General features: G+C 59.2%; 8 protein-coding genes and 1 pseudogene. 3 read left to right on the top strand and 6 right to left on the bottom strand.

Going from position 1 to position 12,817, the window contains the following annotated elements:
- Nucleotides 1–214 precede the first annotated feature (214 nt).
- A pseudogene (locus ASC74_RS32320) lies at nt 215–450 on the bottom strand (sigma-70 family RNA polymerase sigma factor); the annotation flags it as partial.
- Nucleotides 451–692: 242 nt separating this feature from the next.
- On the opposite strand from ASC74_RS32320, the gene ASC74_RS27710 reads away from it, so the two are divergent.
- Nucleotides 693–2,573, top strand: a complete 1,881-nt coding sequence (locus tag ASC74_RS27710) for a methyl-accepting chemotaxis protein (RefSeq protein WP_056745790.1) — start codon at nt 693–695, stop codon at nt 2,571–2,573.
- 144 nt (nt 2,574–2,717) lie between these two features.
- Here ASC74_RS27710 and ASC74_RS27705 read toward each other — a convergent pair whose 3' ends face one another.
- The 5 genes from ASC74_RS27705 to ASC74_RS27685 form a co-directional block, all read right to left on the bottom strand.
- Nucleotides 2,718–3,185, bottom strand: a complete 468-nt coding sequence (locus ASC74_RS27705) for an SRPBCC family protein (protein ID WP_056745788.1) — start codon at nt 3,183–3,185, stop codon at nt 2,718–2,720.
- A gap of 31 nt (nt 3,186–3,216) precedes the next feature.
- Nucleotides 3,217–6,633, bottom strand: a complete 3,417-nt coding sequence (locus ASC74_RS27700) for a non-ribosomal peptide synthetase (protein WP_056745786.1) — start codon at nt 6,631–6,633, stop codon at nt 3,217–3,219.
- A gap of 13 nt (nt 6,634–6,646) precedes the next feature.
- Nucleotides 6,647–7,576: a diiron oxygenase gene (locus ASC74_RS27695; protein ID WP_056745785.1), complete on the bottom strand. Its 930-nt coding sequence runs from the start codon at nt 7,574–7,576 to the stop codon at nt 6,647–6,649.
- Nucleotides 7,573–8,349 (bottom strand): DUF3050 domain-containing protein, encoded by a 777-nt coding sequence (locus ASC74_RS27690; protein ID WP_056745782.1) that lies wholly within the window; start codon nt 8,347–8,349, stop codon nt 7,573–7,575. Before ASC74_RS27690 ends, ASC74_RS27695 begins: the two co-directional genes overlap by 4 nt.
- Before the next feature lie 677 nt (nt 8,350–9,026).
- The gene (locus tag ASC74_RS27685; protein ID WP_056745780.1) at nt 9,027–9,737 is read right to left on the bottom strand and encodes a GntR family transcriptional regulator; all 711 of its coding nucleotides are present in this window, start codon (nt 9,735–9,737) and stop codon (nt 9,027–9,029) included.
- Between the two features lie 231 nt (nt 9,738–9,968).
- On the opposite strand from ASC74_RS27685, the gene lapG reads away from it, so the two are divergent.
- Nucleotides 9,969–10,661 carry a cysteine protease LapG gene (gene lapG / locus ASC74_RS27680; protein ID WP_056745777.1) on the top strand — a complete coding sequence of 231 codons (693 nt, stop codon included), beginning with the start codon at nt 9,969–9,971 and terminating at the stop codon, nt 10,659–10,661.
- 14 nt (nt 10,662–10,675) lie between these two features.
- Nucleotides 10,676–12,622, top strand: a complete 1,947-nt coding sequence (gene lapD, locus ASC74_RS27675) for a cyclic di-GMP receptor LapD (protein ID WP_056745775.1) — start codon at nt 10,676–10,678, stop codon at nt 12,620–12,622.
- The last annotated feature ends 195 nt before the right edge of the window (nt 12,623–12,817 follow it).

Genomic DNA, 12,817 nt, shown 5'->3' with positions numbered 1-12,817 from the left:
GATGCATCGCCGATGGTAGTGTGGGGTTTCCCCATGTGAGAGTAGGTCATCGTCAAGATTAAATTCCGAAACCCCTATCTGCGTATGCAGGTAGGGGTTTTGTCGTTCTGGGTTCGCTAAACGCTCAAAAGGGCAATCAGCTGTAAATGGGCGAGATGCAGCACCTGCTGATGCGGTTCACCGCGCCGTTTCAGCGACAGGTTATCTACAGGCATCAGCGATACCGCGCGTCGGCCGCGTAGCGCTCCACTGAACGCAGAGACAAACCCATTTGCTCGGCGCTTTCCAGCAACTCAAGCACTAATTCCCGCGCTTCGACATTCCGAGTTTTTGACTCGGGTAAATGGGCGATGGTTTCCAGGCGGACGCGTTCGTTTTTTCACGGCGCTAATGGTCGATCACCAGACCACAGGCAATCCTTCACAGAAAGGCGCGGGGAATTTGTAACTGCCGCACGAACAACCGTCATCACAAAGGGGCTGATCAGGCGCTCTGGCACGCCGTTCGGCGGGTATCTGATACGAATACCGACCATTTCGTACAAACGCCTAAGTTTTCTCCGGTTTGTGCCGACAGCCTGATGAGACATGCGTGCACCAAAGTAGAGCGGCCCCAGAGCCCTGCCTGCGCTGTTACTTGGAATGTTGCAACCCGGAACGCATCCCCACTTTTTGCATAAGAAGTCCCATGAAATGAATCTCAAATTCAGCCATAAAATCCTTCTGGCCGCCTCCGGCGTCGTGGTGCTGGCTTTTGCGTTGTTCACTTTGTACAACGACTATCTGCAGCGAAACACCATCCGTCAAAACCTTGAATCGAGCGTCCAGCAGGCCGGCGATCTGACCGCCAGCAGCGTGCAGAACTGGATGAGCGGCCGTGTGCTGGTACTGGAAAACCTCGCGCAAAACGTCGCCCATCAAGGTGCCAATGCCGACCTCCCGGGGCTGGTCAGTCAACCGGCCCTGACCTCGAACTTCCAGTTCACCTACGTGGGCCAGGCCAACGGCGTGTTTACTCAGCGCCCGGACGCGAAGATGCCTGACGGTTACGATCCGCGTCAGCGTCCCTGGTACAAACAGGCTGTGGCTGCCGACAAGACCATGCTGACCCCGCCTTACATGGCTGCCGTCGGTGGCCTGGTGGTGACCATCGCCCTGCCGGTGAAAAAGAACGGCGAGTTACTCGGTGTGGTCGGTGGTGACCTGAGCCTGGAAACGCTGGTGAAGATCATTAACTCGGTGGATTTCGGTGGCATCGGCCACGCATTCCTGGTCAGCGCCGACGGTCAGGTGATCGTCAGCCCGGACAAAGACCAAGTGATGAAAAACCTGAAGGACATCTACCCGAACGCCGGGGTGCGCATCGAGAAGGGCAATCAGGAAGTCACCCTGAACAAGCAGGACCGCATCCTTTCGTTTACTCCGGTCAGTGGTTTGCCGAATGCCGAGTGGTACATCGGTCTGTCGATCGACAAGGACAAGGCCTACGCACCCCTCAGCCAGTTCCGTACTTCTGCGCTGATCGCGATGTTCATCGCCGTGACGGCTATTGCAGTGCTGCTGAGCCTGCTGATCAACGTGCTGATGCGTCCACTGACCACCATGGGCCGTGCGATGCAGGACATCGCTCAAGGCGAGGGCGACCTGACCCGACGTCTGGCCGTGGAAAGCAAAGACGAATTCGGTGAGCTGGGCGGTTCGTTCAATCAGTTCGTGGAGCGAATTCACGCGTCGATTTCCGAAGTGTCGTCGGCCACCCGCCAGGTTCACGACCTGTCGCAGCGGGTGATGGCTTCGTCCAACGCCTCGATCGTCGGTTCCGACGAGCAAAGCGCCCGCACCAACAGTGTGGCCGCAGCGATCAACCAGTTGGGCGCCGCCACCCAGGAAATCGCCCGCAACGCCGCCGATGCTTCCCAGCACGCCAGCGGCGCGAGCGAGCAGGCTGATGATGGTCGTCAGGTGGTGGAGAAAACTATTCTGGCGATGACCGAGTTGTCGCAGAAAATCAGCCTGTCCTGTACGCAAATCGAAACCCTGAACGCCAGCACCGACAACATCGGGCACATTCTGGATGTGATTAAAGGCATCTCCCAGCAGACCAACTTGCTCGCGCTCAACGCGGCCATCGAAGCGGCCCGCGCCGGTGAAGCCGGTCGTGGTTTTGCGGTGGTGGCGGACGAGGTGCGTAACCTCGCTCACCGTACTCAAGAATCGGCGGAGGAGATCCACAAGATGATCACCTCGCTGCAGATCGGTTCTCGTGAAGCGGTGACGACCATGAACGCTAGTCAGGTCTCCAGCGAGCAGAGCGTCGAAGTGGCGAACCAGGCCGGTTTGCGTCTGGTCAGCGTGACCCAGCGCATCGGCGAAATCGATGGCATGAACCAGTCGGTGGCCGCGGCGACCGAAGAGCAGACGGCGGTCGTGGAAACCCTCAACGTCGACGTTAACCAGATCAACCTGCTGAACCAGCAAAGCGTGGCCAACCTCAATGAAACGTTGAAGGATTGTGATGCGTTGTCCCTGCAGGCGAACCGATTGAAGCAGTTGGTCGACAGCTTCAAAATCTGATTCAGGTCAGTTGAACCGCGTTATCGTTCTTCGCGAGCAAGCCCGCTCCCACATTCAACCGCGTTTCTTCAGAAGAAATGCGGTTGAATGTGGGAGCGGGCTTGCTCGCGAAAGCGGTAGTTGAATCACCGCCAAACTTAGGCCCTACGCAAACAGTTTCAGCACATTGTTCATCGAGTCATCGGCAAAGCCCTGCACGAAATCCGTGAACCCCGGCAACGCCTCCGCGCCGCCCTGCGCGGGTTCGGCGATGATGGTCCAGGTCGCTCGGGATTTGCCCGCGGCCAACGGTTCAACACTCATCGCCGCCCACAAATTGGCCACGCCCAAGGTGTTGTAAATCGTGGTCCAGGTCATGTTCAGCGCCTGGTCATCCCGGGAGTTGAGTTGCTCGACCACGAGGTTGCCGTCCTTGAAGAATTTCTTGCGCAGGGACGACACGCCTTCACCGGTCATCTCGATGTGCGACAGCGCCGGAATGAATTGATCGAAGCCGGCAAAGTTACCGACCACCGCCCAGACCTTCTTGGCATCGGCCGGCACTTCCACCGAGGACACCACGTGGCAGCCTTGAGGATTCTTGATCAGGGTATCGGGTTGCAGAGTGCTCATGGTCTTGCTCCATTCTTGGGGTTGGGTTGAATCAGATGAAGTTGATTTCTTTCAGGTAGTCGCAGCCGCGACGCAGCAGCGCCGGAGATTTTTCCGGGTAATGCGCGCCCATCTGCCGCACGCCCGCCTGGGCGTTGGCGTGGCCGATCATTGAGATGTCGCCGATGTCTTCCTCGAAGCCGTTGAGGTAGAAACCAAGCACGCCGAACAACGCGTTGTCGCTGTCGACCCGGCCCAGTTGCTGCTGCCAGTCGGCGACGCTGACCATGGAAAACTCCCGACCCGCCTCACGGAATGACGCGACGTAGTTGTCCCAGCTCAGAGGCTCGGGGTTGTGCAGGTTGAACACCGCTTTTTCGGATGAATAACGGCTGGCATGGAAGGCGATGAAGCGGGCTAGAAAGTCCACCGGCATCAGGTCGAAATTCAGCGCGAATTCCGGCACCTGGCCGAGCTGGATCGAGCCTTTGAGCATCAGCATCAAGCGATTTTTGTGAGGCTGGCAGACACCGGTGAGGCTGTTGAAACTGATGTTGCCGGGGCGGTAAAGATTGACCCGTACGCCACGTTCGCGAGCGCGTTCGAGGATCCGCTCACCGACCCATTTGGACAGGTTGTAGCCGTTCTTGATGTAGATCGGCGGGGTCTGCGCGGCGGGCAATTCCAGCACCCGTCCATCGGCGGCAATCGTGCTGGAAGCCGAGAGCGTCGAGACGAAGTTGAAGATCTTCTTGCTGCGCCCTTCGCACAACCGAAGGCACTCGAAAATCGGCTCGACGTTGTCCCGCGCCAGCGACTCGTAATCGAGTACGTGATTGACGTTGGCGGCGTTGTGCACCAACGCGCCGAACTGCCGATCCAGTCGCTCGTAAACATCCGCTTCGAGCCCCAATGACGGACGCGTAATGTCCGCCGCATAAACCCGCACCCGACTCAGGTCCAGATGCTCCAGACGGTTTTCTCGCAGTGCATGGGCAAACCGCTCGGCCGCCGATTGCCCACCGCCGTCGCGAACCAGGCAGGCGACTTCGCTCGCGCCCCAGGCGAGCAATGCTTCGACGATGTGCACGCCGACAAAGCTGTTGGCGCCGGTAACGATCACCTTGTGCACATCACCCATGCGGTTGACTGGCAATGGCTGGATATCCAGTTCGCGGAAGGCATCGGCCAAGGCTTTCTCGCTCAATACCTCTTCGGTGCCGGAGCCGCGCACCAAGGTCGCCAACTTGGCGATGGTCGGCAATTCGATGAAGCGGTTGATCGAGATGCTGCGACCGAACTCCTCACGCAGACGCAACAGCATGCGCGACAGCAGGATCGAGTGGCCGCCCAGGTTGAAGAAGCTTTCATCGGTGGAAATATCGCTGGCCGGCAGCTCCAGCAGCTCGGCCCAGATCTCCAACAACAGCGCCTCATCGGCACTGGCGGGCAAGCGCCTCAGCGTGTTTTCGGACACATTCACGGGCATCGCCAGCAGTGCCTTGCGGTCGACCTTGCCGTTGCTGGCGAACGGCATGTTCGGCAGTTCGGTCCAGGCGATGGGTTGCATGTAATCCGGCAGAAACTGTGTCGCATGAACTTTCAGTGCTTCCCGAGCGGTACCGGGTTGGTCCTCCTGAGGCTGCGCGAGGAAGGCCAGAATCCGGCGCTGGCTGTCGATGACCACCGCTACCTGGCGGTACAACTGACTGTCACGCAGGCAGCGTTCGATCTCTTCCGGCTCGACCCGGAAGCCGCGAATTTTCACCTGGTTGTCGCGCCGTCCGCAAAGCTCGATGCCGTCGCGGGTCCACTTAGCCATGTCGCCGGTGCGGTAGGCGCGCAGGCTCTGGCCATTCGGCAAACTCAGAATCAGATAACGTTCGGCGGTCTGCTGCGGGTTGTTCAGATACCCCAGGCACACGCCCGGCCCGACGATGTACAACTCACCGACAGTCTGTTCGGCCACCGGTTGAAAATCCTCATCGAGAATCAGCACCTGACTGTTGGCGATAGGCGCGCCGAGGGTGCGGTTGCTGTCGCCGGTGCGCAGTTGCCGCGCGGTGATCAACACCGTCGCTTCGGTCGGGCCATAGAGGTTGTAGAGGTTGCCCTGACGGGTGAGCTGCTCGATGACGTAGGGTTCGCAGACATCGCCGCCGGTCATCACGTGATCGAGGCATTGCAATTGATCCAGCGGCAGGATGCTCAACAACGCTGGCGGCAAAAAGGCATGGCTCAGTTGTTGATGGCGGATCAGCTCGACCAGTTGCAACGGATCGCGGCGCTGATCGTCGCCGGGCACGATCAGCTCGGCACCCTGGAGCAGGGTCGGGAAGATATCGATCAGCGACGAGTCGAAACTCAACGACGAAAACTGCAGCACCCGGCTCTGTTCGGTCAGCTGCACATAGTCGGCGTACCACGCGGTAAAGTGCGCGAGGTTGGCCTGGCTGAGCAACACGCCTTTGGGATGACCGGTGGTGCCCGAGGTGTAGAGCGCCATGCACGGCGCGTCTGGATCGGGTCGTTGGCGCATCAAGGGTTGATCGAGATCCACGTCACCGATGTCGATGCGGCTGATGTCGAGTCCCGGCATTTGCGCCGCGAGCGGATGCTCACCGTCATGCAGCAAAAACACTGCTCCGGCGTTTTCCAGAATGTACTGCTGACGTTGCAAGGGATGGCTCGGCTCCAGCGGCAGGTACACCGCGCCACTGCCAAGAATCGCGAGAATCCCCGCATACAACGCGCTGCATTTTGGCAGGCAGATTCCGATCACCAACGGCCCGTGATGCTGAGCAAGCAATGGCTGCAAACGCTGCTGGATGGCGCAGCTGTGGGCGTGCAAATGCCGATAGCTCAGGGACGAGCCGGCAATGTTCAGCGCGGGTCGTTCGGCACACTGGATGAAGCGCTGCTCAAGGCGCTCGATCATCGGGATTTGGCTGAGCGCCAGCAGCGCGGGCACCGCCGTGAGGTTGAGCCGATGGAAAAACGCGAGGTTCTCCAAATAGAGCAGGTTTTCCACGTGCTCGAAGTGAGCGGGAGCAACAGGCTCAGCCAGCAGAAAATAGTCGGAATCGCGAGAGAAACGGCTGACCAGCAACGCCACCTGATCGACCAGTTCTGCCACTGCCCGCAGGCGCAATGCCTGGCCATTGCCCGAAGGTTCATCGGTGATGGGCACGCGAGTGAACAGCGTTGAACCGTACGTGCACAGCACGTCCAGCGGCGGCAGGCCAGAAACCCCAGGCACACCGATACCCAGCTGCAGCGTCAGTCGCGGCGTATCGCCGACGTCTTGAACAGGCAGGCTGGCGTCGTCGATCAGCAAATCAGCGTTACCCAACGGCTGCTCGTCGACGGCTGTCAGGCGCACCAGAGAATGACCGTGTTGTTCAAGTTCCAGCGCCAGGTCGGTCAAGGCCTGGCTGTGTCCAATGAGCAGAATGTCGAGACGTCTCATGATGGGCTCCTCGTTAAACCAGGTAATCGCTGAGGGCGTCTTGCACGCACGGCGAATCGAGCAGCGAACTGCTGCGGAAAAACCGCACGATGTTGGCGACCAGCGGATGGTGGCGATTGATCGGGAAGGCCAGCCCCGACACTTCGCTCTTGAGGGCCTGGCGTGCGGCGTCGCTGATCTGCAAGGCGTCGATCAGGTGGAAGTCGAACGACTTCTGGATGTCGTTGGTCAGGTAGTGGCTAATGAACACCGGCAGGATGTGCGCGATGCATCGGCGGTCGTCTTCGCTCGCGGTGTGCCAGTAGATGCGCACCAGCCGCGCCCAGAATCCGGAGTGGCGACCTTCGTCGAGCAAGTGGTCGGCCATCAGGCCCTTGATCGACTGCTTTACCGTGTCGTCCTTGGCGAACGCCGCAACATCCCCGGTCACGGTGTTCTCGGCGATGGCCACGCAGATCAATTCCACGGCGCTGCGCAGGTGTTCCGGCGCGAGCGCCACGGCAGCTGGAATGGCTCGGCTGAGTTCGATTTCATCCGGCAGTTCGATGGGCGTGATGCCGGTCATGGCGACGGTCTGTTGCATGAAATCCATCGCCACGAGTGCGTGGTAATCCTCGTCCACCACCACGGTCATGGCGTCGTAGCGGCAGGCGAACGGGAAGGCCACGGCGAAGCGATTCTTGGCGATGCTGCGGGCGGTCTTGTCGACGATTTCGGTTTCGAAAATCACCACGTCATTGATGAATTTGTAGAGCGTCTGCACCAGCGCAAAGTCGCGCTGCTCAGGGCATTCGCGCAGGAAGGTTTCGCTCAGCACCAACGGTTGGCGGCTCAACGGGTAGATCAGCTTGTCGTCGTTCTCCAGCACCCGCCGGGGGCGGGTACGGATGGTCGCGCGGCTTTCCCAGGCATCGGCGAAGGATTGGTAGTCGGCGGCGTTCATGCATTCACCTCGGCAACCGGTTCGGTCATGCTCAGGCGCAGGCCATCCCACAGCGCGATGCGACTTTCCACGGCGGCGATGGCACTGGCGTAAACGTCTTCTTCGCGCTGCGGGTCGCCATTGACCAGCCGGGCGAGGAGTTTTTCAGCGGCGGGGCCGTGGTCTTCGGAGTCGACTTCGATGTGCCGTTCGAGGTAGTAACGGAAGGTCGGCGCCTGTTCGATGCCGATGCCCCAGTCATCAAGAATTCGCTGGAACATCTGCGGGATGACGCTCTCGCGACCATGCAGAAATGCCGCCGCAACGCTGTGCCCCGGCGCATGCAGCGCGGTGTGCAACGTGTTGCGCACGAACTGCGCTGCCGCCGGATCGACGTCCACGCTTTGCAGTGCCACGTCGTAACTCACGCCTTCTTTTTGCAGCGCGACGAAGCGTTCGACCACCGCCGTGCTGGCGCCAACTTCGCGCATCGCATCCAGGTACAACTCGAAATGGCTGTAGTGACCGTGAGCCGGACGATCATCGGACTCTTCACCCAGCACGATCTCGTTGATCAAACGCGCCGCCTGCGGATCTCGCGGTGGCAACCAGGGCAGTTGCACGCAGGTGAGCTCCTGTTGCAGACGCTTGGTCAGTGACATGAAATCCCATACCGCAAACACATGGGTTTCCATGAAGCGTTGCAATACCGACAGTGAGTTGATTTCAGAAAAGATCGGGTGAGCGCTAAGTTCTGCTTTCTTCTGGTTGAGGCGGTCTTTAGTCGATTTCATGGGCGAGCCTATAAGTGAATTGGATATACCGTTGGGTTTTAATGAATAAGCGATCGTTAGTTAAAGCTTTCTGCTGGCGAGCGGAGGCCTCAACCGAATTGATATGGGTAAGTTGAAATACGTCGTTAAGAGACGGCCTGGCGCCAGTATTCAAGGCGGCGGAGAAAAACTAATACATGAATAAAGTGTCGGGCAAGTTATTTTTATATTATTTGAAAGTTTAACTTTCTGGCGCACGATAAGTTCCAATAAAACTTTTCAATTGAGTTTTATTTGGATGTAGTTACTCCTTCCGGCTTATATAAGTCAGAATTAAAATGAAGAGTGAATGCCTCACTCGAAGTAACTTTCTAACTGAATCGTTGAGGTGAATTGAGGGGGCGGAAGTTGGCTGGGATCAACGCCGGTTCTTCCTTTCCCGTGGCAAGACTCCTTCCGTAGGTTCTTGGTGCGGGGACTGCTCCGCTCGTGCGGTGCGTCGCCCGTTCATTATTTATTGGCAGCCCAAGAGTGAGCGTAAATCACGACAGCCGCTATCACCGGCGCGTCATCGACTCGGAGTCATTGTTGGTCTTGAGAGGGGGAAATCGAGGGCAGGGCTTTGGAGAGGGGCGCAGCACAGCGCGGCAAGCGAGAACGAGCAGTTCGATCTGCTCGCTCAGGCTTGTCGGCGAGGTTTACTTGGAGGTTTTCTTGTTCAGCGCTTCGGGGCTGTTGAGGTAGCGTGTGATGACCTCGACGCCCCGGTTGAGGTGATGTTCGAGCAACTTCACCGCGCGCTCGATGTCCCGGTCTTCGACGGCCAGCAACAGCGCCCGGTGGTCTTCTTGGGACAGCTTGCCAAGGCCCATGGCTTCCAGGTTGAAGCGCAGGAAGCGCTCCTCTTCGTTCAGTCCGTCTTCCACCAGCCTCAATAGCCGTTGGTTCGGCGCCTTGCAGTACAGCGCCATGTGGAAAAGTCGATTGAGCCGGCCGATTTCGGTGTAGTTGTTTTGCGTTTCCAGTTCGTCGATGTAGCGGGCAGCCTGTTCGAGATCCTCATTGACCAGTAACGGGATCGACAGGCGCAACGCTTCGGATTCCAGCAGGATCCGCAGCGCATAGGTTTCCACGGCATCGCCCTGAACCAGCGGTGCGACCACGGCGCCTTTATGGGCGATGACGTTGAGCAGTGCCTGAGCTTCGAGCTGGCGCAAAGCTTCGCGCACCGGCATGCGGCTGACACCGAAAAGATCGGCCAAATCTTGCTGACGCAGGGCGGTGCCGCAAGGTATGCGACCGTCGAGAATGGCCGAACGCAGGGTTTCTTCGATCACCGAGCGTGCCAGGTGAGCGGGAATCGGCCCGTTGACCTTGATGCTGTTCAGAGGATTGGGCTTCTGTGTCACAACTACGCACCCTGTTTGACTGAAATGAATTTGGATCCAAGGGGACACTAGTGACTGCCTGACAGGTTGTCAAACGGACAAAAGATCGCCCTGACGTGGCCGCGATGTTTTTAATGACACCTGCCATACAAAGTTTAGCGCGCCAGCAGTGATCTCACCGTGCCATTGTCTTTTATCGGGCTAACCTGCACCATCGACCGCTTTCCACCTGCCTGACCTGGATGCCTCGCATTGGCGGTACGTTTCGCGATCCCTCGGACTTTGCGCTGGCTGTGCTGCGCGTTGCTGCTGGCCGGCGTTATGCTGGGCGGGCTGCATGCCGATTGGGATTTTTCGCTGATCAGCCGTCGCGCGCAGGCATTGTACGGGCCATTGGGCGAAGGGCAGCCACGCATTGATGCCTGGCAGCACTTATTGGCCACGCAAAAGCAAGTTGGCGAGCTCGAACAGCTTAAAGTGGTCAACCAGTTCTTCAACAAGCAGATGCGTTACGAGGAAGACATCGACCTGTGGCACGAGGTCGATTATTGGGAAACACCCATCGAGGCCCTGTGGAAGGGCGCCGGCGATTGCGAAGATTACGCGATCGCCAAGTATTTCAGCCTGCGTCATCTCGGCGTCGCCAGTGACAAGCTGCGCATCACCTACGTCAAGGCCTTGCGCCTGAATCGGGCGCACATGGTGTTGACCTACTACTCAAGCCCCGAAGCCATGCCGTTGGTACTCGACAGCCTGATCGATACGATCAAACCGGCCAGCCAGCGAACCGATTTGCTGCCGGTCTACTCTTTTAATGCCGAAGGGTTGTGGTTGCCGGGCGCCAAGGGCAACAAGAAAGTCGGTGACACCAAACGCCTGTCTCGTTGGCAGGATGTGTTGAAGAAAATGCAGGCCGAAGGTTTCCCGGTCGAGACGACTAACTAGGAGCACGCGCTCAGATGTCCTTGTTCAAACAGCTGTTGATCGCTATCTGTCTGTTCCTGGTGATCGCCTTCACCGGTAGCTTCGTGGTCAGCCTGGAAAGCTCGCGCACCCAATACGTCAACCAGTTGCGCTCCCACGCCCAGGATGCCGCGACGGCATTGGCGCTGTCCCTGACACCGAACATCGACGACCCGGCGATGGTCGAGTTGCTGGTCAGTTCGATCTTCGACAGCGGTTATTACGCGAGCATCCGCGTGGTCGACCTCAAGAGCGATCAGACCATCGTCGAGCGCAGCGGCATTCCAGCGGTCAACAACGTGCCGGACTGGTTCGTCAAAATGATCGGGTTGGAAGCGGCCGGCGGTGATGCCCTCGTCAGCCGTGGCTGGGAGCAGGCGGCGCGGGTCGAGGTGGTCAGCCATCCGATGTTCGCGTTGGCCAAACTCTGGCAGAGCGCGCTGGGCAGTCTTGGCTGGTTGCTGATCTGCGGTGCGGTGAGCGCGGTGCTGGGTGCGCTGTTGTTGCGCCGGCAACTGAAGCCGCTGGATTACATGGTCAAGCAATCCCACGCCATCGCTCGCCGCGAATTCCTCAGCCTGCCGCAACTGCCGCGCACACCTGAACTGCGGCGTGTCGTGCAGGCCATGAACCAGATGGTCGAGAAGCTTAAAGCGCTGTTCCAGGAACAGGCCGAGCGCAGTGAAAAACTGCGGGCCGAGTCCTATCAGGACAACCTGACGGGGCTGGCCAACCGTCGTTATTTCGAAATGCAATTGAACGCCCGAGTGAGCAATCCGGAGCAGGCGAGTTCCGGCTATCTGCTGCTATTACGGGTCAGGGACCTGGCCGGGTTGAACCAGCGGTTGGGCGGTCAACGCACTGACCAGTTGTTGAAAGCGGTTGGCGAGCAACTGTCCCGAGAGTGCGCCAAATACCCGGAAACCCTGAACCTCGTGACGCGGATTCGCGGCGGTGAATTCGCCGTGCTGGCGCCGGGGCTGGTGCGCGAAGAAGCGCTGCAACTGGCGCAGAACCTCGACAGTGCCTTGGCGAGCCTGCACGCGACGGGCGCCACCGACGTGGCCTCGGTGGCCTCGATCGGGCTGGCACCGTTTGTGTATGGCGACTCCCCGCAAGCGGTGCTCGGGCTGGGCGATCAGGCGTTGGCTCAGGCAGAAGGCCAGGGCGATTCGAGCTGGGTCTGCCTGGATCACAGCGCGTCGGCCAGCGTCGGCGACGACCATCATGCCTGGCACAACTTACTGGAACAGGCGTTGAGCCAGCAGCGTTTCGAGCTGTATTTCCAGCCGGTGGTGGCTGCCCAGGACACGCAGTTGGTGCTGCATTACAAGGTGCTGTCGCGTTTGATCGACGACGAGGGCCAGACCATTCCCGCCGGGCGCTTCCTGCCGTGGCTCGAGCGCTTTGGCTGGACCGCGCGGCTTGATCGGCTGATGTTGGAGCTGGTACTTGAGCAGATGGCCGAGCATAAAGAGTCGCTGGCGCTGAACCTGTCTTCAGCGACGCTGGCCGATCCGCAGGCGTTGAATAAAGTCTTCGACATCCTGCGTCAGCATTCGGATCTCGGGGAGCGATTGACCCTGGAAATCGGCGAGGAGCAGTTGCCGGAGCAAGCCATGCTGGAAGAGCTGACGCGACGTCTGCACGAACTCGGGTTCTCCCTGAGCCTGCAACGCTTTGGCGGGCGCTTCAGCATGATCGGCAACCTGGCGCGGCTTGGGTTGGCGTATCTGAAGATTGACGGCAGTTACATCCGGGCGATTGATCAGGAGAGCGACAAGCGCCTGTTCATCGAGGCGATTCAGCGGGCGGCGCACAGCATCGACTTGCCGTTGATTGCCGAGCGGGTCGAGACGGAAGGAGAGTTGATGGTTATTCGTGAGATGGGGTTGTATGGGATTCAGGGGCAGTTGTTTGGTGAGCCGAAGCCTTGGCAGTAATGCGTCGTCGGTGATACTGATCGTTCCCACGCTCTGCGTGGGAATGCAGCCCGTGACGCTCTGCGTCACATCGGTGCCAGGCGCAACGTCGGCGGCGAGGCCGGAACGCGGAGCGTCCCTTGAGGCATTCCTTTGCTGCGCGTGGGAACGATCGGCGGGGGCAGGTCCTAGGAGATTTCCTTCAAGTTGTAGCGG

Source organism: Pseudomonas sp. Root329 (assembly GCF_001424925.1).
Lineage (GTDB): Bacteria > Pseudomonadota > Gammaproteobacteria > Pseudomonadales > Pseudomonadaceae > Aquipseudomonas > Aquipseudomonas arabinosi.
The sequence above is the reverse complement of the archived record's forward strand: the minus strand, read 5'-3'. Positions and strand labels throughout refer to the sequence as shown.